The sequence below is a fragment of the Zhongshania aliphaticivorans genome (assembly GCF_001586255.1).
Classification (GTDB): domain Bacteria; phylum Pseudomonadota; class Gammaproteobacteria; order Pseudomonadales; family Spongiibacteraceae; genus Spongiibacter; species Spongiibacter aliphaticivorans.
Genome location: NZ_CP014544.1, coordinates 535665 through 557422, shown reverse-complemented (window position 1 = coordinate 557422; position 21758 = coordinate 535665). Strand labels below are relative to the sequence as shown.

23 protein-coding genes are annotated in these 21758 nt (G+C 48.4%); 4 read left to right on the top strand and 19 right to left on the bottom strand.

The genetic code is table 11. The annotated features are described in order from the left end of the window. The first annotated feature begins 118 nt into the window (after window positions 1-118). On the top strand, window positions 119-400 hold the full coding sequence (locus AZF00_RS02475; RefSeq protein ID WP_062383010.1) for a metal-sensitive transcriptional regulator: 282 nt from the start codon (window positions 119-121) through the stop codon (window positions 398-400). Between the two features lie 110 nt (window positions 401-510). On the opposite strand, the gene AZF00_RS19685 is transcribed toward AZF00_RS02475, so the two are convergent. Then, window positions 511-633, bottom strand: a complete 123-nt coding sequence (locus tag AZF00_RS19685) for a hypothetical protein (RefSeq protein WP_257722008.1) — start codon at window positions 631-633, stop codon at window positions 511-513. 517 nt (window positions 634-1150) lie between these two features. On the opposite strand from AZF00_RS19685, the gene AZF00_RS02470 reads away from it, so the two are divergent. Beyond that, the gene (locus tag AZF00_RS02470; protein ID WP_062383009.1) at window positions 1151-1801 is read left to right on the top strand and encodes a TetR/AcrR family transcriptional regulator; all 651 of its coding nucleotides are present in this window, start codon (window positions 1151-1153) and stop codon (window positions 1799-1801) included. Between the two features lie 140 nt (window positions 1802-1941). Next, window positions 1942-2217 (top strand): Clp protease/crotonase-like domain-containing protein, encoded by a 276-nt coding sequence (locus tag AZF00_RS02465; RefSeq protein ID WP_062383006.1) that lies wholly within the window; start codon window positions 1942-1944, stop codon window positions 2215-2217. 80 nt (window positions 2218-2297) lie between these two features. Here the strand turns inward: AZF00_RS02465 and AZF00_RS02460 are convergent, their stop codons facing one another. The 15 genes from AZF00_RS02460 to AZF00_RS02390 all read right to left on the bottom strand — a co-directional run bounded on the left by AZF00_RS02460 (window position 2298) and on the right by AZF00_RS02390 (window position 17447). Continuing rightward, complete coding sequence (locus AZF00_RS02460) at window positions 2298-3146, bottom strand: universal stress protein (RefSeq protein ID WP_008248187.1); 849 nt, start codon at window positions 3144-3146, stop codon at window positions 2298-2300. Continuing rightward, window positions 3146-4639, bottom strand: a complete 1494-nt coding sequence (locus AZF00_RS02455) for a SulP family inorganic anion transporter (RefSeq protein WP_062383003.1) — start codon at window positions 4637-4639, stop codon at window positions 3146-3148. The genes AZF00_RS02460 and AZF00_RS02455 overlap by 1 nt, the downstream gene beginning before the upstream one ends. Before the next feature lie 186 nt (window positions 4640-4825). Then, window positions 4826-5728 carry a hypothetical protein gene (locus AZF00_RS02450; RefSeq protein WP_062383000.1) on the bottom strand — a complete coding sequence of 301 codons (903 nt, stop codon included), beginning with the start codon at window positions 5726-5728 and terminating at the stop codon, window positions 4826-4828. Window positions 5729-5787: 59 nt separating this feature from the next. Beyond that, entirely contained in the window at window positions 5788-6357 is a 570-nt protein-coding gene (locus tag AZF00_RS02445; protein ID WP_062382997.1) for an acyltransferase, read from the bottom strand. A 1-nt stretch (window position 6358) separates the two neighbouring features. Next, window positions 6359-7468 (bottom strand): DegT/DnrJ/EryC1/StrS family aminotransferase, encoded by a 1110-nt coding sequence (locus AZF00_RS02440; RefSeq protein WP_062382992.1) that lies wholly within the window; start codon window positions 7466-7468, stop codon window positions 6359-6361. Between the two features lie 114 nt (window positions 7469-7582). Further along, window positions 7583-8326 (bottom strand): methyltransferase domain-containing protein, encoded by a 744-nt coding sequence (locus tag AZF00_RS02435; protein ID WP_197465707.1) that lies wholly within the window; start codon window positions 8324-8326, stop codon window positions 7583-7585. Window positions 8327-8671: 345 nt separating this feature from the next. Then, entirely contained in the window at window positions 8672-9610 is a 939-nt protein-coding gene (locus tag AZF00_RS02430; protein ID WP_156474835.1) for a glycosyltransferase family 2 protein, read from the bottom strand. A 381-nt stretch (window positions 9611-9991) separates the two neighbouring features. Continuing rightward, window positions 9992-10522 (bottom strand): acyltransferase, encoded by a 531-nt coding sequence (locus AZF00_RS02425; protein ID WP_062382984.1) that lies wholly within the window; start codon window positions 10520-10522, stop codon window positions 9992-9994. Between the two features lie 13 nt (window positions 10523-10535). Next, window positions 10536-11564: a hypothetical protein gene (locus tag AZF00_RS02420; RefSeq protein ID WP_062382982.1), complete on the bottom strand. Its 1029-nt coding sequence runs from the start codon at window positions 11562-11564 to the stop codon at window positions 10536-10538. 123 nt (window positions 11565-11687) lie between these two features. Then, complete coding sequence (locus AZF00_RS02415; RefSeq protein ID WP_062382980.1) at window positions 11688-12497, bottom strand: glycosyltransferase family 2 protein; 810 nt, start codon at window positions 12495-12497, stop codon at window positions 11688-11690. A gap of 40 nt (window positions 12498-12537) precedes the next feature. After that, window positions 12538-13452 carry a dTDP-4-dehydrorhamnose reductase gene (rfbD, locus tag AZF00_RS02410; RefSeq protein ID WP_082793643.1) on the bottom strand — a complete coding sequence of 305 codons (915 nt, stop codon included), beginning with the start codon at window positions 13450-13452 and terminating at the stop codon, window positions 12538-12540. Next, a complete protein-coding gene (gene rfbC / locus AZF00_RS02405; RefSeq protein WP_062382978.1) occupies window positions 13449-13988 on the bottom strand; it encodes a dTDP-4-dehydrorhamnose 3,5-epimerase in 540 nt (179 codons plus the stop codon). Before rfbC ends, rfbD begins: the two co-directional genes overlap by 4 nt. After that, the gene (gene rfbA, locus AZF00_RS02400) at window positions 13985-14869 is read right to left on the bottom strand and encodes a glucose-1-phosphate thymidylyltransferase RfbA (protein ID WP_062382976.1); all 885 of its coding nucleotides are present in this window, start codon (window positions 14867-14869) and stop codon (window positions 13985-13987) included. Before rfbA ends, rfbC begins: the two co-directional genes overlap by 4 nt. A 635-nt stretch (window positions 14870-15504) precedes the next feature. After that, window positions 15505-16578 (bottom strand): dTDP-glucose 4,6-dehydratase, encoded by a 1074-nt coding sequence (gene rfbB / locus AZF00_RS02395; protein ID WP_062382973.1) that lies wholly within the window; start codon window positions 16576-16578, stop codon window positions 15505-15507. A gap of 68 nt (window positions 16579-16646) precedes the next feature. Next, complete coding sequence (locus AZF00_RS02390) at window positions 16647-17447, bottom strand: glycosyltransferase family 25 protein (RefSeq protein ID WP_062382971.1); 801 nt, start codon at window positions 17445-17447, stop codon at window positions 16647-16649. 281 nt (window positions 17448-17728) lie between these two features. Here AZF00_RS02390 and AZF00_RS02385 point away from each other — a divergent pair, with 281 nt between their 5' ends. Beyond that, a complete protein-coding gene (locus AZF00_RS02385) occupies window positions 17729-18868 on the top strand; it encodes a glycosyltransferase family 4 protein (RefSeq protein WP_062382969.1) in 1140 nt (379 codons plus the stop codon). Window positions 18869-18883: 15 nt separating this feature from the next. Here AZF00_RS02385 and AZF00_RS02380 read toward each other — a convergent pair whose 3' ends face one another. Genes AZF00_RS02380 through AZF00_RS02370 form a run of 3 tightly spaced genes read right to left on the bottom strand, consistent with a single transcriptional unit; the run spans window position 18884 to window position 21755 of the window. Next, window positions 18884-19579, bottom strand: coding sequence for a YrbL family protein (locus tag AZF00_RS02380; protein WP_062382967.1), 696 nt, complete (start codon window positions 19577-19579; stop codon window positions 18884-18886). Further along, window positions 19576-20619, bottom strand: a complete 1044-nt coding sequence (locus AZF00_RS02375) for a glycosyltransferase family protein (RefSeq protein WP_062382964.1) — start codon at window positions 20617-20619, stop codon at window positions 19576-19578. Before AZF00_RS02375 ends, AZF00_RS02380 begins: the two co-directional genes overlap by 4 nt. Before the next feature lie 14 nt (window positions 20620-20633). Beyond that, the gene (locus AZF00_RS02370; RefSeq protein WP_062382961.1) at window positions 20634-21755 is read right to left on the bottom strand and encodes a glycosyltransferase family 4 protein; all 1122 of its coding nucleotides are present in this window, start codon (window positions 21753-21755) and stop codon (window positions 20634-20636) included. Window positions 21756-21758 lie beyond the last annotated feature (3 nt).

Sequence of the window (21758 nt, the reverse complement as noted above, 5' to 3'; positions counted from 1 at the left end):
GAACTGATCACAACACCGTCAAAGCGCCTAATGAGACCTCGCTTTATCCGTTTTGCTCTAGCTGTAGTCGCCTAGCAGTATATACTGGACAAAGTATAGGCATCGAAGATTAAGCATTATGGAACTGGAATGGGACAAAAAGCGCAAAGCACTCATCACTCGCCTGAAACGAGTTGAAGGACAGCTGCGCGGTATACAGAAGATGATGGAAGAGGAACAGAGCTGCGAACGGGTCGCCCAACAACTATCGGCAGCCCGCAAGGCCTTAGACAAAACGTTTTTCGAAACAATGGCCTGCGCGATGCAACAGGAACTGTCTAAAGGCGCTGGTGCCGGCGACAACGCCGTAACGAACGATCAAATCAGTCACATCACGGCGCTGTTAAGCAAATACGGCTAAGGCCTAATGCGCAAGCCCATCGGCGCCGACATTTGACTGACCGTAGGAGTTTTTTCCCGACGGGCACCCGAAGCGAGTGCTCGCTATCTGCCTTTAAATTGTATCGCTGCCTAACCAGCGCGCCGCGACTCCGCAACAATAAAGAACAATGCAGACATAATGAAGCCAGCGCCAAGCCATTCTAGCCTGCTCACCGACTCATCCAATATAGCCACACCCGCAACCATGCCCACTACCGCCCCCTACGGAGCAACTCGGCTAACCTGATAACGCGCCAACATATTAGCCGGCACCGTTAACAACGACGCCCAAGTGAAGTAACGACAACCAGGTACTTACCGATTCATTAAGCCAATTTTTCTGAATAGCTCCGCCCTCCGATAGCAACGTTGCTAGCAGAAACTGTATGCCTGAAATCAAGCCCGACCAAACGACGATACTTAGTGGATTGTAACTACCACCAGATAAATTATTTTTTTAATTACAATATTGGATACTGACCACATCGCGGCGGCCGTAATAGTGAGCGTAAATGCCAGCACGCGGATCGCATGCGAGTCGCTAGACGAATAAACCGAGAAGATAAAGCAACACCGACCGACACACAAGCACTATCACCATGACAATAATTTTTTGCTAGTTTAGAATCACTAGCTAGAAAAAAAATTCAATATTAATGACGCGTGGCGACCAATAAGCCATACACTAGAGACAAGTTTCTCCAAAAAATAATGCAAGGCAATACACCCAATGAGCAAGCTTAAGATACGAAGAAAATCCCGTGCCGAATCCGGTAAAGCCCTCTATAACGACCGCAAAGATATTATCCGCCGCGCCGCTGGTAATGTGTTTTTAAAGAAAGGGTTTCTCGCCACTAAACTAAGTGACATAGCCGAAGAAGCGAATATGGACCGCGCCAGCCTTTACTACTATGTCGGCTCTAAACAAGATCTTTACGAAGACATTTATTCAACGGTGGTTGGCGACAACATCCAGCAAGCACAGATAATTGCGGAGGAAAATATTCCCGCACCTGAAAAACTTGCCAAATTAATGACCGCGCTCATGGCGTCGTTTGAAGAGAAATACCCGTATTACTATATTTTTGTGCAAGAAGACCTGCGAAAAATAGAGTCAATGAACGACCCTAAAAACGAGCAGTGGCTGGAGACGAGCAAAAAGCTCTCAAAAGAGTATTTTAGCCTCATCAATAACGTTGTTACCGATGGCATGGCTAGCGGCGAGATTCGGTCAATACTACCCCCTAGACTGATCACTCATTCGCTGATCGGCATGCTGACATCGTCGTCGCAGTGGTTTCGTCCCAACGGCATCATGAAATCGAAGGAAATTGGTGCTGCGCTGGCAAATATGGTACTCGATGGGCTCAATAAAAAATAACTTAATGTGAATGAATCAAGAGTTCAGCAAATCTAGCGAGCAAGAGTCAGGGTTATTTATACAGCCTTCATCTCAGCTACTATTAGCTCCTATGCCAATTGCGCCGCAGCCGATATTTCACCACGGCGGAGCTAATTAGCGTGAATAAAGCTCATGTGCTGGGCTTAGTTTCTGAATTAGTAGAGCCAAAAGAGCTTCAGGCGCACGTGGCGAATATTGTAACCAATCTACTTCGCAATGGCCCAAACGCGATAGCTGAAGCCAAACGCCTAGTACTAGATATCGCAGGACGTGAAATTGACGCCGCGATGATTGCCGACACCAGCGAGCGCATTGCTCAAACTCGTGGCTCCGACGAAGGCAGGGAAGGACTTTCTGCAGTTCTGGAAAAGCGCAAACCCAATTGTATTCAATAGCCGAATAAATCGAATATAAAAATGAGAAGCATGGCCTACAAAGCCTTGCCTCTCTCAGCTGTCAGGGAACTCGCTTTTATCTAGCGCAACAACAGTAATGGCTGACGATTTTTTTGCAGCATTTTAGCGGTAAAGCTACCGAGTAACATATTGCGCAAAGGATGATGGCTGTATGCCCCCATTACCGTCATATCAATTTCGTTATCAATTTGATACTGGCATAACACTTCGTCGCCACGCCCTTGCAAACACACTGTAGTATGTTGAATATTTGCCTTTGCAAGTATGCTCGACGCCGATAACAGCAAATCTTCGCCAAGCTGTTCCTCACCGACATAAACCAAATGACACGAAATATCTTTAAATAGAGGGCTATTGACCATCATATCAAGCGCCTTTTGCGCTGCGTCCTGACCATCATAAGCTAGCATCACTTTCTTCGGTGCAGTAAATTCCTTATTCACAACCAATACCGGTTTGTGTAAAGCGCGAATAACTGTTTCCAAATGAGCACCCAGCTGCCCCTCGCGATGCTCGTCACCCCGTACCCCCATAACGAGCACCCGAATTTCTTCTTCGTGCTCAACCAAGGTCTCTTGAAGACTTCCGTTACGCTGCCATGTCTCAATATTACTTACGCCATCGGCCTCCACACGCCGGCGTGCAGCATCGAGCATTAGCTTACCTTTTTCCATCAAGAGCCGACTGCGATGCTGTTCAACTTTAATAAGCTCCTCTAACAACTCTTCCTGGCTACCAAGGCCAATGCTGCCACTCAAATCAGCAAGCGGCGCTTGAGGGCGATGCTCCAAGTTGTGCAGCAGTTTTACCGGCGCACCTGTTTTATCAGAGAGCCAGGCAGTGTAGTCACACACCGCTGTGGTCAGACTCGCGCCATCAATGCATCCCAATATGTAATTATTATTCATTAGTGCCCTCCGAGAACTTTTTCGATTTCTTCCGGCTTATCGTGAACGCCAAAACGGTCGACGATGGTTTCACTGGCTTCATTTAAACCAATTAGCTCGACTTCTGCGCCTTCACGGCGAAACTTTAACACTACTTTATCAAGCGCAGCCACCGCCGACACATCCCAAAAGTGAGCGCGACTCAAATCGATAACCACTTTTTCGTTGGCTTCCTTAAAATCGAAAAACGCGACGAACTTATCGGCTGAATTGAAGAATACTTGGCCGATCACTCGGTAATAGCGAGCGGCGGTCTTTTCATCAATTTGACTGTCGACATACATAAAGTGGCTAACTTTATTTGCGAAGAACAATGCGGCTAACAAAACGCCAACAAATACCCCAAAGGCCAAATTATGCGTCCATACCACCACCGCAACAGTCGCGATCATAACCACATTGCTCGAAAGCGGGTTTGATTTTAGATTGGTCACTGAGCCCCAATTAAAGGTACCAATCGACACCATAATCATTACCGCGACAAGGGCTGCCATTGGGATAATTGAGACCAAATCACTCAAAAACACCACCATAGTCAGCAACATTACCCCAGCAACCATAGTAGATAGACGACCGCGACCACCCGATTTCACATTGATCACTGACTGACCAATCATGGCGCAACCGGCCATACCACCCAGTAAACCTGAGAATATATTGGCGATGCCTTGGCCCTTACACTCGCGGTTCTTATCACTACCTGTGTCAGTAAGGTCATCAACGATTGTCGCCGTCATTAATGACTCCAACAAACCTACCACGGCCAATGCCGCGGAGTAGGGAAAGATAATCGCCAAGGTTTCCATATTCAACGGGACTTCTGGCCAGAGAAAGATGGGCAAGGTATCCGGCAGCTCGCCCATGTCGCCGACGGTGCGGATATCCAAACCCACTAACAGACTAAACGCCGTCAGACTCAGAATACACACCAGCGGCGAGGGAATCACTTTGCCAATCACCGGCAAGAGTGGGAACAAATAGATGACCCCGAGCCCCGCTGCCGTCATCGCGTAAACGTGCCACGTGACATTAGTCAGTTCTGGCAACTGCGCCATAAAAATGAGTATCGCCAAGGCGTTTACAAAACCGGTAACCACCGAGCGCGAGACAAAGCTCATCAATTGCCCCAGTTTGAAATAGCCCGCAACAATCTGAAAAGCCCCGGTTAGCAAGGTCGCGGCTAGCAAATACTGCAAACCGTGCTCTTTAACCAAGGTAACCATCAGCAGGGCCATCGCGCCAGTCGCGGCCGAGATCATGCCTGGGCGCCCACCGACGATGGCGGTAACCACCGCGATACAAAACGAGGCGTAAAGACCTACTTTTGGATCAACGCCCGCGATAATAGAAAAGGCTATGGCCTCAGGGATCAGCGCTAGCGCGACGACCAAACCGGCGAGGACGTCCCCGCGGATATTACCCAGCCAGTCTTCTTTCTTCGATAACAACAGCATAAAAATTCCGATATAGACGATTAACAGGCAAGCCTGCAAAGGCAAAGCCGAACATTATAACACCGTATGACACTCTGACTCTGACCGCTGTGAGTATTGCCAAGGACAAGCAAGCCGGCCTACAGATTGGGCCGCGAAATCAGCGGGACCATGAGCTCACTCCGCCGCCAAGCAGCGCAAACCGCTCTAGGCAAAATAACGCTGTGTAAGCTCGACGAAGCGTTTCACCGATGCAAGGGATTCATTTTCCATCGCATTAAGGTGCCCACGCACCCGGTCCTGGGTAGCACGAGCATGCGCGACATCTTCTTCACCGTAGGCAACCCCTAACTGCAATGCAGGGTTCTTCGCCACCCATTCTTCACGCGAGGCATAATGTTTTGGCAACACTACGCTCGTGCAGCCACACATCGCGGCGTAACAGGAATACATGCTAGCGTCGTCAAAGGAGTAAAAGACTTCACAGCGATTAAAAATCTCCGCAACCTCAGGATGAGGCAGCCCGTCAATTTTAGTGGCACCCGCTAGGCGAGCGTCAATTTCGACACCTTCGCCCTTACGAACAAGGTAGCAGGCTCCTTTCCGCTCAGCTAAACCATGATTTCGATAAACGTCGTTTACCGAAAAAACAAAAAGTCGTTCAGCCTTCCCACCTGTTACAACTGGGTCATCAGCAAAATCAGCATACTTAAAAAAAAGATCCCCATCATTGTAATCGACAATACCGGTATGAAAGCCTGGTCTATGCAAAAGCCAACGCACCACATTGCGATTACCTAAGGGGTTCCCCGCAACCACTTCTGGATATACAACAATATCTCGCGCCCCCACCCCCCAAAGCTTCGCTAACGGTGTATTGAGGTCGGGATGACAAGAAAATGACACACCACGGATTGCGTCCTTTAGGTTCAGGCGAAATTGTTTCAGAAGGCTATATGCCTTCTTACGCTGCACCCACTTATCTGGCCAAATGACCGCCGTCGCGCCCAGCTGATTCAATTCATGACACAGCTTGTGCAGCGCAATACGTCCACCAGACGTGTCGTCGTAATCTGGAGTTACAATAATATATTTAGGCTTAGCGCGCATTTACTTCACCCAATGATGCTTGGGACACTTATAAAAAAAACTCGTCAACACCCTAAAGCTCATATCTGCAAAGATGCCATCAATGCTTGCTCTTTCTCTAGGCACTGCCGTGATCGCGCACCAATCTTTCGCGCCGGCACCCCAAAGTACGAACCAAAAGAACTCAGACTTTTCGTTACTAAACTAAGCGCACCCACGGAAGCACCATCTTCTACTACCACTCCGGGCAACACGACTGAACCCGCACCAAAAATTACATGACGACCAATGCATACATCAGCGTGATGCACATTGCTGAACTCTGAAGGAACCTGGGGCCCAACTAAATACTCGCCACTATAATCGTCACTACTACTATAGATACTTACTCTTGACGACGTGCCGCCAAAATCTCCAAAGGATATCTTGCCCGCGCCGATCATTGAGGTGAAAACAGCGAAATGACAATAATTGCCGATCATTATGCCGCCCTCACCGGCAGACAGAACACAGAAATCGTCGATTCTGACGTTATTGCCAATAGTAATTTTTCCGCAATTATAATAAGAGGCCTTATCAGATAGTGCGACGTTATCACCAACACGCGCAAAGCCCATCTCTTTGATCTGCTCTTTCGACAAAATTCCCATTTCAAACTTTCCTTATTACATCAACAACGCGCTGAACATCAGCGTTCTCCAGCGCCGGGTAAATTGGCAAACACAAAATTTTCCTGGACACCGAACTTGCCACGGGGAGGTTATTTGACGAAGCCGATGGCAATCCTCGGTACATCGGAAATTCGCTAATAAGCGGATAAAAATAGCGACGAGTATAAATATCATCACTTAGCATCAATTCGTATAGTTCATCTCGGGACATGCCGAAATCACTTTCAATCAAAATGGGGAAATACGCGTAATTATCCACTACTTGTCGTTCGCGGCTTGGTATGGCAATACCACTGACACCCGCCAGACCACGTCGATAATAGGCATCAATATCCTTTCGACGCTTAATAATCTGATCGAAATATTTTAATTGCAGCAAACCCATAGCGGCGTTTACCTCGCTCAACTTCCCGTTGATCCCGGGAGCAACCACTGAGACCTCGTTCTGAAAGCCAAAATTCTTTATATAGTCTAGGCGCCTCTTAGACTTGGCATCCGGACAAATAACAGCGCCACCTTCAAAGGTTGTAAACACCTTTGTTGCATGAAAACTGAGCACACTTAGGTCACCATGGTTCAAGATACTACCCGCTCGATCCTCAACACCAAAAGCATGTGCAGAGTCATATATAACTTTTAAATTATATAAATCTGCTATTGCCTTAATAGCGTCCGTATCACATGGATTGCCATAACAATGCACCGGCATGATAGCTGTAGTTTGCGGCGTGATGGCCGCTTCGATTTTTTGAGGATCAAGATTCAAACTAACGGGATCAATATCAACAAATACCGGCTTTGCTCCTTTCCATAAAAGCGAGTGACTGGTTGCCACAAAAGAATAGGGAGTAGTAATAACCTCGCCGGTAACACGCAATTCTTGCAGCGCTGCAAGAAGGGCGATGGTGCCATTATTGAACAAAGAAATATGCTCAACGCCCAAATGCTCACACAAAGCACGCTCGAAGCGCTGATGCATCTGCCCTCCATTCGTCAGTATCTTACTGTCCCATATTTCTTCCAGATACGGCACATACTCATCTAGCGGGGGCAAAAATGGTTGCGTAACAAAAATTGGCTTATCGGGCATTTCTCTAACCTATGTCGACATATTGCTTAAATAAAATTGTTTCAGTCAAACGATAGCAAAAGGAAAAATTCCGAATCAGGTTGTATCACTTTTGCCTAACTGCTATGCGAATACCTAAAATCCTTTCCAAAAATCGACAAACCCATTTTTGCAATGAAACCACTGGCACTGTAGCTCTAGATTCATATCCGCAACCAGCCGCTCAACATGACTTACATCATCCCGAAGCAACACCCAGCACTTACTTTGCGGACAATATAGTGACGATTTAAACCCCCACTGGGCCATCAATATTTCCATGCTCTTATTTGTATGAAATGCAGTGTGAACAGGAGGACGCAAATAAAACCAATCTGGGTCGCTTGGTACACGCTCACACACAAGAGTGTGAACAATCATGCAGCCATCGCTCGTAACGAGCGAGTGCACCCGATCTAAATCATCTCGGCTTCTTACATGTTCAAACATTGCAGAATTGATCACCGTTTTATAAGTTCCCAACTCTTCATCTTTCAAATAGGGACGATCGCCGCCTTTATTCACATAAGGATCATATTTCGGCAAACTCATACCAAAATACTTATTTAACAAATGACTTAAACTGCCATACCCGGCTGCATAATCCAACATGCTGCTAGCATCAACAATATTACTTTTACTTAGTATAGCCAACATCGCAGCTTGCTCTAGATACGGAGGCTGGTTAATCTCGCCATCAAACCCTGCTCTTTCATGAAAATGGTGAAACTGGTAGTTTAGCTCTCCCCACACCTCATCCGACATTTCAACATGAGTTCGAGATATGACAAATCCACAACTATCACATCGACAATAATGCACATCACCAATATCAGTCATTAATTTTACTATATACGGATCGGTATACCGCTTAGAAAAAAAGTATCTTGACTTTCCGTTACAAACAATACAATTCATATAGCAGTCGAAACTCCCTAACTAATTTGACTGTTCGATCCGCTACCAGAAAGCAACAATCCTATGAAAACTTAAATCCAGTCATCTCCACAATCTCGCAACAAAATGGAAAATCAGACCTCAACGAAGAAATGGTAGCACCACTGCCCTAACAACCGGTTTACGCCCAGACTTTGAATTGGAAATAAAGCAAAGAAAACCAATCTCACTCACTTATGAATACTAGAATTGTCGAAAAATATTATTTAAAAAACTCCTTACGTTTTATCACCAAAACGCCAAAAATATAAAATACCACTTGCCGCGGCAAATCCTGCGACGGTATTTTTCTTGCTGTAAAAATAGAGCAAGAAAAGTATCTCCGTGCTTTTTAAGAAAAAGGCGAAGCTTAAAATTATAAAAAACGCGATCGTAACGTGAATAGTAGACATAAAACTCTTCAAGCAAGTCCTGATCGCGTCCGATCAAGATATTTGCTGCCAATACGGTGCGAATAAACTCGCACACCCGCTCCACATCTCGCAAGGTCTTTAGGTACTTAGCCTCGGTTCGTTTAGATTTCGTTTTCCAGACCGCATTATTCTCGTGCTGTCGATAGAAAGACAAAACCTTATTACTCGCCTTGAGCTTGCCTCGCGACGCAGCGACTATCGCTAGCCATTGATCGTGAAAGGGCATTTCACTCATTGCCGGCATTGCAAGATGTAATAACTCCCGCCTTATTAAACTTGCGTGACCGGTAACACAATTATTTAGCATTAGCGCCAGCGGACAACGACCTTCAAGACGATTAACATTTGGAAAGCTGATATCCAAAAGATTGCCTTCAAAATCGACAGGGCTAACCTCGGAGTAAATTAGCCAGTTTTCACCAATTTCACTGTATAGCGTTTCAATTTTTTCGGGGAACCAGATATCGTCTTGATCTGCCAATGCAATGAATTCGCCACTACATGCCCCCATCGCTTTTTCAAAGTTCCGTACAAAACCAATATTCTCGCTATTACGAATCACACGGATACGCCCATCGCGCGCAGCATACTCATCAAGCAACCGCAATGTGCCGTCGGTTGATACGTCATCTACAACTACCAGCTCAATATTCTCATATGTCTGATTTAAAATAGAATCCAATTGCTCCGCCACAAAGCGCTCGCCATTAAACGTGCACATCGCTACAGATATCTTAGGAGGGGCGCTTAACACGCTTGTGGTCCACAACGATCTACGGTGGACCCGGACAAACACATTTTAGCAGGGACCAAAAATTTCACTCGCAATATTCGCGTCACGTTCATTTAAACATCCGAATCCAAATAGCCATAAAAAACTGCTGCCTCTGTATACCACCAGGCCCAAATTAAATCGAAAAAAGAGATCTTATGACGAGCTTAATCATTTGGCATGTGGCGACTCAAATCCAAACGTGACATCCCGCTTGTAGATTCGGAGCTATGAAGCAAAATATGCACATGACATCAAGGCTGCCCCACTATAGCCTAAGTATAAAAACCGGCCACTATTTATAATTCAGCGCAAAGCACCATACTTAAATTAGAAGGAGCATTATACACTCATAGCAAACAACTAGAGCCTTTTTACAACCTTAGCCGGAGAGCCAGCCACTACACAATTACTTGGCACATCTGAATTAACGAATGCATTAGCACCAATCACTGAATTCTCGCCTATCGTCACGTTTGTTGCTATAACTGCGCCCGCTCCGACCCACACATCGTTCCCAATACTAATATCCCCTTTGACCAACGGTCTGTGCAAAGCCCCGGGCACACCGTATTCGTGGGTACTGGAAAATATTTTAACATGAGGGCCCATTAGCACTCGATCGCCGATGCGAACCGTTCCAAAAGCCTCAATGAAGGAACCAACCCCAACCACAGAGTTTTCGCCGAGGGAAAATCCGCCGCCAACCTGAATATCAACCAAACGCCGTAATTCAGAGCGAGCGCCAAGCTCAAAAAAACCAGCACCCTTACCGATAAATATTCGAGTTTTCTCTTGTATACGCGCGCTACTACTAAGCCCAATAATAGGGGTCCTCTTTTTTTTCAAACGAGACCCAAGCAAATAGCGCCGAAACCAAAAATCAAATCTCATTAGACACCCATTATTATTCAAACATACCCATTAAATATGATTTACTGACATAGCGAGTATTCATTAGATTTCTAACCGCTAACTGCTTATTTCTCAGCATATAATCGAAAAATTTTGCCGACGAATGAACGTCGTACACAATGTCATCAAGTTGGCTAGGCAATTGGTCGTATTCAAGGTCGAAGTATGCCCCACTCCCTGTAGCAACTCCCTTACCCACACCGGCCACCGGCAAACCAAGTAACGCGTACTGCAGAAGCATTGTTGAGTTAATCCCAACTACCCCCCCGTAACGATCAAAATCAGTGTACGGATCAACGGCTGAACTCTGATACGTTACATTATCATGAGCTGGCAAACTCGAATAGCTTGCCCGCGGATGCGGACGTGCAATAAAACTCACTTGTGGGTATTGCTCCGCAAATTTAGATATAAAAAGTGCCATGCTCTTCACTGGCGAGGAAAGCACAATGTTCGTATCGCCTTCATCTTGCAAAGGTAGAAATATAGGCTTTGTCGAATCAAATTTTTTGACTTCATAAAAATTTGGCAATTTCAAACATCGAAAATAGCCAATAGACGCCCCCAGCACTTTTCTTCTAGCTCGCGCAAAACTTGCGGCGTTAAAATGGTGATCTTGAAGCCCTTCCTTTAAAAACTGGGCATTAGCATTAGTACCGAATTCACTAAAATAGCAGGTGCCAGCCTGAGGAAACCAGCCAGCCTCTGCATATATTAATTTTATATTTTCAGGACAACTTCTTCTTAGTTTGTCGTCAGCATCGGTACGCCCACCCCAAACAACAACACACTGAATGCCGTTCTTCAGAAGAACTTCCGAAAAAATATCTTCGCCTTCGAAGTAGTATTTATATTTAGAAGTAACAAATCTTGATTTGACCGACTTCTTATTACAGTAAAACAAAATCTCATGACCAAGCTTAGTAAGCGAATTCGCCAACGCAAAAAAAACACCGTGCTTCGCCGCCCATCGTTCTGGCCGATCTTCTTGATAAACTCCTAAAGTAAATAGGACTTTCATTACACCTTCTCCCGGCCAAATTACGGCAAGTACGCGCGCAGAAAAACTGGCCTAGAAAGCATTTAGACGACTAAGACTACAAAAGCCAAGCCCTCTAACCACCCACACCTTCTATGCAATTTTTTACTCACAGCCGTTCATTTCTAACAAAACTGATGCCACACCTTTAAGTTTGGCGCGGGCACGCAAATAACGACCTCGACCAAAGGTCAGTAGCGCAATAAATTTTCGACGACGGTTATCGCCAATATATTTTTCAACCACACTTGGAGGCAAGTTATGCTTTCTCGCATACAAAACAAATGACCGACCTTTATGGAAGTGAATAAACTCATTCACGGTGCTTGTGCGCTCTGTGGACCCCGCACCGACATGAGGAATACTAACATTACGGCAATGTACAACTTTCAAACCGGCATTATTAGCGCACTTACAAATATCGACATCTTCCTCATAGAGGAAAAACTGCTCATCAAAATAACCCACTGAATCCATTTTCTCGGTATCAAATAGCAACACTGCACCGACCAGCCAATCTACTGCCTCCACGCTACGGTCGTCGCTTGGGTCTAGAGCGGGACCAGCGATTGCGGCATCGCGCGACTTCATCTCGACGAGCAATTGTTGTATCGCCGACTCCGACAGCTCAGTATCTGGGTTTAAAATCAAGACATAACGCGTGTTGCTTGCGGCGATGCCAATATTGCACGCGCTACCAAACCCGAGATTTTCTGAGTTCTTTATTAACTCTACGTCTTGGCCGTATGTGCTCAGCAAGCTATCAGTATCATCTGTACTGGCATTATCAACAATAAACCACTTGGGTAAAGGTCCTGTTGCTGAGCTACGCAGAGAATCGATATGCCCACCTAAAACCTTGGCGCTATTATATGTCACCGTAACCAAGCTTAGTTCTGTAGAGAGATCCTGCATTATTAGGCCCTATAGATTGCCATGGAAAAAATATGCTTCATTACATCCCAGCCTTACAGACAATATGCGCAATGGCCTTACACCAATCGCTCGCATCTACTCCGTAATCATGGCTAAGTTTAACTGTACTCAACACCGAATACGCAGGCCGCTTCGCTGGCGTTGGGTAATCTTGCGTTGCAATGGCATTCACCACCGGTATTTTGACTAACGCACCCTGCTGATGAGCCTCCTCAAATATCGCCATGGCAAAGCCGTGCCAGCTCACCGCCTCGTCGCCGGCATAGTGATAAATACCGTAGCGCGCTTCTGGTAGATTTTGCTCTTCGGCCTCGTGCAATTGCCGAGCAACACTGATTAATGCCTGCGCGATATCCCCAGCATAAGTCGGGCAACCCACTTGGTCGGCAACCACGCCGAGCGTGTCCCGCTCCTTTGCCAGTCGCAGCATGGTCTTTAAGAAGTTATTGCCATATTCACTAAACACCCAGGCGGTACGCATAATAATGTATTTTGTCGCATGGCGCTGTATGGCCAACTCGCCGTCGAGTTTGGTTTGGCCATAGACCCCCGTTGGGCCGGTTGCATCCGTTTCGACGTAAGGCGTTTGCTGATTACCATCGAACACGTAGTCCGTAGAAACATGCAATAAGGGGATATCAAATCGCGCACTGAGTTTGGCCAGCGCAGTGGGGCCGTCAACATTCACTCGCCTCGCCAAGTCTGGCTCAGACTCGGCTTTATCGACTGCGGTATAGGCCGCCGCGTTGATAATGGCGGTAACGCCTTTATCCGCGATGATTTTTTCCAGTACCACGGTGTCGTTAATATCGGCGTCTTGACGACTCAGCAGGGTGTGGGCAATGTTCTGCGTCTTGAGCTGGTCCGCCAAGCATTGGCCTAGCTGGCCATTGGCGCCGGTCACCAGCAGGTGCATTGCGATCTGCGCACTCATTGCTGAAACAGCTCGGCAAAGGTGGGGGCCTTGCTGTCTTTATCCGACAGGGTAGGATTTTTTAGCGGCCAGGTGATCGCCATCGCCGGATCATTCCAAATCAGGCTGCCTTCGTCACTGGGGTCGTAATAGTCGGTGCATTTGTATTCAAAGTCAGCGGTGTCGCTGAGCACCACAAAGCCGTGGGCAAAACCCGGCGGCACCCACAATTGACGTTTATTTTCTTCCGAGAGGATTACGCCTTCCCACTGACCAAAGCTGGGGGAGTCGGGGCGAATATCCACGGCCACGTCATACACCTCACCGCTGACCACCCGCACCAATTTGCCCTGGGGCTTGGTCTTTTGAAAGTGTAGACCACGCAAGACACCTTTGGCCGAACGGGAGTGATTGTCTTGCACAAAGGGCAGACTGATACCCGCCATGTCGCGGTAGCGATCTGCCTGAAAGGTTTCTAAGAAAAAGCCCCGATGATCACCAAACACTTTAGGTTCGATAATCACGCAATCTTTGAGTTGGGTTGGAATGACGTTCATTTATACCCCGCGGCAACCCGCAACAAATACTCGCCATAGCCGGTCTTTTTAAGAGCCTCACCCTGCTGCAACAATTGTTCGGTGCTAATCCAACCCTGTCGGTAGGCGATCTCTTCTAGGCAGGCAACTTTGAGGCCTTGGCGATGCTCAACAGTCTGCACAAACTGTCCCGCATCAATTAAGGAATCGTGGGTGCCGGTGTCCAACCAGGCAAAACCGCGACCCAGCACTTCAACACTGAGATCGCCGCGCTGGAGGTAGGCAAGATTCACATCGGTAATCTCTAGTTCGTCTCGCGGCGAGGGCTTGATATTGCGCGCAATCTCGATCACGTCGTTGTCGTAAAAATACAGGCCTGTTACTGCGTAGGGCGATTTCGGCTTGATGGGCTTTTCTTCAATGCTGATCGCCTTGCCAGCTTCGTCAAACTCAACCACCCCAAAGCGCTCTGGGTCGGTGACGTGGTAGCCAAAGACTGTTGCTCCGGACTCTTTGGCAACGGCACTTTTAAGATTGTCTGAGAATCGCTGACCGTAGAAGATATTGTCGCCTAAGACCAAGCTGACATTGTCGTTGCCAATGAACTCAGCGCCAATGGTGAAAGCCTGGGCCAAACCGTCGGGGCTGGGCTGCTCGGCATAAGAGATATTCGTACCAAACTGGCTGCCATCGCCCAATAGGCGCTGAAAGCCCGGCAAATCAGTGGGCGTAGAGATAACTAAAATATCTTTGATACCCGACAGCATCAGCACTGACAGTGGATAATAGATCATTGGTTTATCGTAAATTGGCAGTAACTGCTTGGAGCAACCCATGGTAATGGGGTGTAAGCGCGTGCCAGAGCCACCAGCGAGGATAATGCCTTTGTATTTCTTGGTCATGGTGTTTCCCTTACCGGCCTGATGTCACAAACATCAGGCCCAATATGAATTTAGTTTCGCCTAAGCACTGAGCTGGCGACTCAACGCTGTCACTGCGTTCAATGGATACCTGCCTTCGCAGGTATGACAACAACTTAAGTCACTCCTGCGCAGGCAGGAGTCTATACCTTGGCCTTGTACCTCGCGCCTCGCATTTACCACCCAACGGCATTCGCTGCGCTCAGGTGTATACCTGTCCCTGCCTCCGCAGGGATGACGCGCAGGTATGACAATAAATTAAGTCACTCCTGCGCAGGCAGGAGCCTATACCTTGGCCTTGTACCTCGCGTCTCGCATTTACCACCTAACGGCATTCGCTGCGCTCACGTGGATACCTGTCCCTGCCTCCGCAGGGATGACGCGCAGGTATGACGACAAATTAAGTCACTCCTGCGCAGGCAGGAGTCTATACCTTGGCCTTGTACCTCGCATCTCGTATTTAGCACCCAACGACATTCGCTGCGCTCACATGGATACCTGCCTCCGCAGGTATGACCCCGTCGCTCCGGCGTAGTCGGCCCCCGCCCCTGCGCAGGCAAGGAGGCTAGCTTTTGCGTCTCCCGCCTCCCCTCCAGCGTTCAGCTGTTTTCAAGCGCTCAGCCCGCGTCGCCTATCCGATCCAGCTTATAGTCTCCCGACAATACCCGCTGCCACCACTGGGGGTTATCTAAGTACCATTGCACGGTTTTGCGAATACCCGATTCAAAGGTCTCTTCTGGCACCCAACCCAAGTCGCGCTGAATCTTGCTGGCATCAATCGCGTAGCGGGCATCGTGACCGGGCCGGTCTTTAACAAAGGTGATTAAGTCTTTAAAACCTTTGCCGCTGGCGCGGGAATTGGCATTCTCGGGAGCGAGTTCTTCCAGCAGTTCGCAGATGGTTTCCACCACCTCAATATTGCACTTTTCATTGTGGCCACCAATATTGTAGGTCTCGCCAAGCTTACCTTCGCGAACCACTTTAAACAGAGCGCGGGCGTGGTCTTCGACATACAGCCAATCGCGGATTTGGCTGCCATCGCCATAGACCGGCAACGGTTTGCCGTGCAAGGCGTTAAGAATAATATGGGGCACCAGTTTCTCGGGGAAATGGTAGGGGCCGTAATTATTGGAGCAATTAGTCACCACGATAGGCAGGCCAAAGGTGCGCCCCCAGGCTCTTACCAAATGGTCGGAGCTGGCCTTACTGGCCGAGTAGGGCGAGCTGGGCTCGTAGGACGTGGTTTCCGTAAACAAGTCGGTGGTGCCGTGAAGGTCACCATAGACCTCATCGGTGGAGATATGATGGAAACGGAACGCGGCCTTTTTGTCGCCCTCTAGTCCTTGCCAGTAGGCGCGGGCCGCTTCCAACATAGTGTAAGTGCCCACCACATTGGTTTGAATAAAGGCGCCGGGGCCGTCGATGGAGCGGTCGACATGACTTTCAGCGGCCAGGTGCATCACAACATCGGGTTGGTGCTTGGCAAAAACGGCGCTCATGGCTGCTGCGTCGCAAATATCAACTTGGGCAAAGGCGTAACGGCCAGAACCTTCCACGCCGGGCAGTGACTCTAGATTACCCGCATAAGTAAGCACATCCACATTAACCACGGCGGCATCGGTGTCGGACAAAATATGGCGAACTACGGCGCTGCCGATAAAACCGGCACCGCCGGTGACTAAACATTTCATATTTAAAAAAACCCAAAAAATATCAGTGCCCAGAAGATAATTCAGTTTATTAAGGCAGCACTTTAAAATTAACGCGCGCGCTCTGTTCTACCGACCTTATGCTCTGGCATTACCGCATCACGAAAGTCTTGCCAATGGCGAAATCGATAGAAATGCCGACGCAGGCTAAACCACAGTTTCACCGGATGAAATACCACGCGATGCCATAGCAGAGGCTTCTCGGTAGCGGTATTTGACGACTTAGCCACACTGGTTTCGTGAACTAACTCGTAGGCAACATGAGGCTCAACAGCGAAAACATTTAGATCAAACAGGAAAAAGTGGTCAAATACTTTATCAACGGGCTCATATATGTTCTGAGCATAATCAATAAATTTTTTCATGCCAGCGCGATTCAAAACATAGGCCTGCGTTCCCAGCCCACCGCGCTCGGGGCGAACCAAGCGGTGCTCGCCAATAAGGTGTTCAAGTACGGTTCGTTTACGAATTCGCAGCGACATCAATCGAACCATGTCCAGGCCTTTATCAAGCACCGAGCGATACACATCGCCAAAACGATCTTCAATAACAACATCGTCCTCAATGACGCAGACGTAGTCATGACCGTCACGATAAGCCGATTTTATCGCCCGCAAATGCGACAAATAACACCCTAACTCACTCGCCGTTAAGCACTTACCATGACGCACCATCGCCAAATTGCCAAGAATTTGCTCGTCACCTTCTAAAGCAGGCATACCCACTCGGCCATCGATCGCCGGAAAAATATCCGCACTAACCCCCTGAGACTGCAAGTCGGCAAGCAGCTTTTGGGAATTTTCCGACGTGGGATTAAGGCTTATCACCCAGCATATGCATTTTTTTTGCATGTAACCCTCTTTCTTCGCCTTTCATCAGCCCCAAGCCGAGCGCAATCCACCCTCGACAAGCGGCTAGTCACGCCCATTAAGTAAAATTTCAAAGGGACAGCAGCGCCTTGTATGATTCCAAGCGTCCGTTTATATTCACCCAGCGCTTAATTGGCCATCATCTCGACCTCAATTTGGCGACTATTGTAACATTTAAAATAGAATAGAACGCAGCAAGCCGGCCAAACTGAATACAATGGCTTAACCACATAAACCAGCACCCCGAACTGGATTTCAGCGTAATGCCAAGCCACAATATTATTATTAGCACCCAAAACTACCCCCCCGCCGCTGGTGGCATTCAAAATTACATGCATGAACTTGCCCTAGCGCTGCACCAGCTCGGCAATACCGTGCACGTTATTTGCGACGCACCAACAGTAGATGGCCAAGACCCTTTTGACAATGAACTAGCATTTTCAGTGAAACGACTAAGCGGCCCCAAGATCCTGCGCCGCTACCGCAAAGCCCATAAAGTTTCTTCTCAGCTCAAAAAGCTGAATCAACCCATATTAATTTGCGATAGCTGGAAAAGCTTGGAACTCCTCAATACCGAGAAATTAACCAATACCTACTGTATTTGTATTGCTCATGGCATGGAGTTTCCTGCCCAGCTCGAAGCCAAAAAGCACCAGCGCATCACCAAAACCTTGGCGAGAGCAGATTTAATTTTAGCTAATTCAGCGTTTACAGCCCAAAGAGCAAAGCCCTACACCCCTGATTTTACGCGACTTCACACATTGCATCCGGGCGTAAATCCGCCAATTCAAGCCAATAGTCATGAGCAGGCAAAAGCCAAAAGCTGGCTTGGCGAACACACCCCTATTTTAATCACCGTGGGCCGCATAGAAGCCCGAAAAGGGCAGGACAAAATCATTGAGATCATGCCCAAGCTGCTTGCGGAGTACCCCAATGCGCTATATCTGATCGCGGGCAGCGGCCCCCTGCAAGATAGTCTCGTTGCCCGCGTTAAAGAACTCGGCCTCGGTGCTAACGTTAAATTCTGCGGAAGAGTGAGCGACGGCGAGCGATCAGCGCTACTACAAAAAGCCGATGTTTTTGCCATGCCCTGCCGCGCGGTTGGCGATTCGGTTGAAGGTTTTGGAATTGTCTATATAGAAGCCGCCATGCTCGGCCTACCCAGCTTGGCCGGACGTGTCGGCGGTGCTGGCGACGCCGTGATCGACGGTCAAACCGGATTACTGTGTGATGGCGACAGCGAGGACGATATTTATCTGAACATCAACAAAATGCTTGGCGACCAGCAAGCCTTGGCAAGCATGGGACAAAGAGCGTTGCAGCGTGCGCAAACTGAATTACAGTGGCCCCAGATAGCAAAAAAATTACTGGGATACGTAGCCGAGCAACGGGTAGCAAACTAAACCTAACCACATCAGCTACTCTTGCCCGCTATGAAATAAAAAGCCATGCATTCCTGGGCCTTTGCCCTGGGCTTTATCGCTGAGCAGGTCGTCAATACGCTGGTGGATATTGGCCACTTTGCGCTGAGCTTTCTTTATTTGCATAAACCCAGGCATTGCATGGCCTGGAATGACACCGGCACTACCAACGCCGTCAATCACCACTAAACGCTGTATTTGTGGCGCATCAGGCACGCTAACATCACGCTGCACCACAACATTGTGCAAAATCAAATCCCGCGAAGGCACGCGGTATGCCAACCAATGCTCACACAAGGCATTCACCGCATTGCGACAATCATCATCATAGTCATTTTCCCAAAGGTACTGCTTTAGCGATAGCGAGACCTCTCCGCCGCTGTCACGAATCAACTCCGAACACAGCCCCCTGCCCATATCGGTGTCAACAAAACCAAAGCAGCGACTGATATGCGCAAAAATCTTGTCATCATAGTGGCGCTCGAGGCTCGCCATAACCTTGAATTCATCGAGATTATCGTCGAAGCTCGACAGGGGCTTTAAGTTTTTCGGGAAGCCCTTACTACGGCGCCGCTCCGCGATACTAAAATCGGGGCGTCGCACTTTAATACACCGCGCGGAATCACTCGGATCAACATAGCACCAGCGATTACCACCCGCGGCAAACGGCTTTAAGGCCTTGAGTGCAATCATGCCTTGTCGCTACCGTCGGGGTTGATGTTCCGCGCCCAAACATAGTCGTGACTAAAGGGCTGAACCATCGTTGCCTCAACAATATAGCGTGAGTACAAGGTCGAATTTAATTCCTGCTGGAAAAAAGTGCGCGCCCGCGCGGCCCAATCTTGGCGCTTAGCATCGTCGTGATGAAATTCCCGAATCTTAGCAATTAAATCTTCTTGGTCATCAAAATACACCAAGGTTTCCGGCGGCACGTATTCCGAAAAATTGCCGCTGCTGTGAGCGAATTGCAGCACCCCGTTACCACCAAGCTGAGACATACGGTCTGAGGTATACCAGTGATCGCCTTCCTGGCGGTTTAAATTAAGCGCCATTTTTGTCTTTGACAAAGCAAGATCGTAATCCCGCCCCCACACTGGAGCCTCACCAAAACTACCGTAGGTTTTAAAATTCATTTCACCGTCTACAGCGTCTTTAATAGCTTTAACCATTTCCAAACGCTTAGTGAATTTTGTGGCATTACTGCAAAACAACAGATCGATGGGCAAATCGGTTTTAACGGAGTTATCTAAAACTTCAACCGTGGGCTCTACCGGATTGGGAATATAGTAAAGCCGTGCACCCAAGCCAGCGTAACGTCGCAAATCACGCAGGCCAGTAGTGACAAATACCGCGTCCACCACCCCCGCAAAAGCAGCAATGCGCTTGCTGTTATTGGGCACAAATAAGGGATCGCAATTGCAGTGAATCAATACGCACTCGGGGCGACGCTGGCGCACCAATTTAAGACTGTCTACAGTGATAATATCGCTGTGCCCAATAATAATAAGGTCGGGATCATTGTGTTCTACAACCTCAAGAAACCGCCTATTAGCAGCCTTTTTGCCCAGCTCGCGAATACCTAGAGGCGACTCAAACGCCGCGACATCGCGATCGGAAAAACTGCGCACATAGTGATTATTGCGGATTAAGCCGTATTTCATCTTCTCGGCCCAGCTAATCCGGTTAGCGCCATAGCTGCGCAGGCGCTCGTAATCCACGTGAAGCACTTTCATTCTCAAACCTCGTCTTAACGCTGCGCTATTAAACGCCGATACACACCAAGGGTACTGGCCAACTGACTACTCAAATAATAACTTTCTGGCAGCTTAATTTCCGCATCGGCGTCGATTAAATCGTCAACCCGAACCGCAAAGGCCACAATATCATCTGCCGGCACCAAACCCTGAGGAAAGCCCGCATTTAAAGATTCACTTGCGCCACCGCGATCAAAGGCCACCACCGGCGTACCGGTAGCCAAAGACTCCGGTACGGTTCGTCCAAAGGGTTCTTCTTTATTAGACATATGGCAAGTCACCGCTGCCAGTGCGTAAAATGCCGGAATATCGCTGCGGTGCCCAACAAAAGTGACCTTATCGCTTAAGCCTAACTCGTCGCGCTTAGCCAACAACTCTTCAAAGTAATGCTGCTTACCCGGCTCGGCATCACCCACCACCACGCCGTGACAGTCCTGCCGCAGACTCACCAGACGCGCCATCATATCTAAAAAAGCCTCTTGGCCTTTCCAGCGGCTCAGCCGCCCCGGCATCAGAACAATATGTTTACCTTGCAGCTCAGGATAAGCCGCATACAACTCCGCTCTCCACTGCGCACTGCAAGCGTCGCGATTAAACGCGGCCGGGTCCAGCCCTCGCGGTATCAAGGTGATTCTTTCCTCTGGCACATGGTAATTGCTGCGCATGTATTTTTTAACGCAATCAGAAATAGCAATCATATGCTCGGCGCGGGCCATCACTGCACTATAGAAGTTAACCGAGTACATACCATGAAAAGTACTGACCAACTTCGGTCGGGTAGCGGGGTTCATACGCCGCCAAGCGAGCCACACAATCCACGCTGGGGCGCGCGAACGGACATGCACAATATCGGCTTGCAGCTCGGCTAATAAGCGACGCATTGGCCGCACCTGCAATAACGACATGAGTGACTTGCGATGCACGGGCATTGTTATATGCTCGCTACCTTCGGCAACCAGCCCTTCAACCATTCGCCCTCCCGCAGATATCACCACCGACTGATGGCCCCCGCGCACCAGCTCTCTGGCCAACTCCACGGTGCCGCGCTCTACGCCACCGGAGTTTAGCGCCGGCAAAACTTGCACAATTTTTAAGGGCGGACTTTGATCAGCCATGCG

Bases quoted from the DNA above. Each gene is read 5' to 3' on its own strand.
- rfbA (WP_062382976.1), bottom strand. From the start codon at position 14,869: ATGACCAAGAAATACAAAGGCATTATCCTCGCTGGTGGCTCTGGCACG.
- AZF00_RS02390 (WP_062382971.1), bottom strand. From the start codon at position 17,447: ATGCAAAAAAAATGCATATGCTGGGTGATAAGCCTTAATCCCACGTCG.
- rfbB (WP_062382973.1), bottom strand. From the start codon at position 16,578: ATGAAATGTTTAGTCACCGGCGGTGCCGGTTTTATCGGCAGCGCCGTA.
- AZF00_RS02475 (WP_062383010.1), top strand. From the start codon at position 119: ATGGAACTGGAATGGGACAAAAAGCGCAAAGCACTCATCACTCGCCTG.
- AZF00_RS02370 (WP_062382961.1), bottom strand. From the start codon at position 21,755: ATGGCTGATCAAAGTCCGCCCTTAAAAATTGTGCAAGTTTTGCCGGCG.
- AZF00_RS02470 (WP_062383009.1), top strand. From the start codon at position 1,151: ATGAGCAAGCTTAAGATACGAAGAAAATCCCGTGCCGAATCCGGTAAA.
- AZF00_RS02455 (WP_062383003.1), bottom strand. From the start codon at position 4,639: ATGCTGTTGTTATCGAAGAAAGAAGACTGGCTGGGTAATATCCGCGGG.
- AZF00_RS02460 (WP_008248187.1), bottom strand. From the start codon at position 3,146: ATGAATAATAATTACATATTGGGATGCATTGATGGCGCGAGTCTGACC.
- AZF00_RS02420 (WP_062382982.1), bottom strand. From the start codon at position 11,564: ATGAAAGTCCTATTTACTTTAGGAGTTTATCAAGAAGATCGGCCAGAA.
- AZF00_RS02375 (WP_062382964.1), bottom strand. From the start codon at position 20,619: ATGAAAGTGCTTCACGTGGATTACGAGCGCCTGCGCAGCTATGGCGCT.
- AZF00_RS02425 (WP_062382984.1), bottom strand. From the start codon at position 10,522: ATGAGATTTGATTTTTGGTTTCGGCGCTATTTGCTTGGGTCTCGTTTG.
- AZF00_RS02435 (WP_197465707.1), bottom strand. From the start codon at position 8,326: ATGACTGATATTGGTGATGTGCATTATTGTCGATGTGATAGTTGTGGA.
- AZF00_RS02450 (WP_062383000.1), bottom strand. From the start codon at position 5,728: ATGCGCGCTAAGCCTAAATATATTATTGTAACTCCAGATTACGACGAC.
- rfbC (WP_062382978.1), bottom strand. From the start codon at position 13,988: ATGAACGTCATTCCAACCCAACTCAAAGATTGCGTGATTATCGAACCT.
- rfbD (WP_082793643.1), bottom strand. From the start codon at position 13,452: ATGAGTGCGCAGATCGCAATGCACCTGCTGGTGACCGGCGCCAATGGC.
- AZF00_RS02445 (WP_062382997.1), bottom strand. From the start codon at position 6,357: ATGGGAATTTTGTCGAAAGAGCAGATCAAAGAGATGGGCTTTGCGCGT.
- AZF00_RS02415 (WP_062382980.1), bottom strand. From the start codon at position 12,497: ATGCAGGATCTCTCTACAGAACTAAGCTTGGTTACGGTGACATATAAT.
- AZF00_RS02440 (WP_062382992.1), bottom strand. From the start codon at position 7,468: ATGCCCGATAAGCCAATTTTTGTTACGCAACCATTTTTGCCCCCGCTA.
- AZF00_RS02380 (WP_062382967.1), bottom strand. From the start codon at position 19,579: ATGATTGCACTCAAGGCCTTAAAGCCGTTTGCCGCGGGTGGTAATCGC.
- AZF00_RS02385 (WP_062382969.1), top strand. From the start codon at position 17,729: ATGCCAAGCCACAATATTATTATTAGCACCCAAAACTACCCCCCCGCC.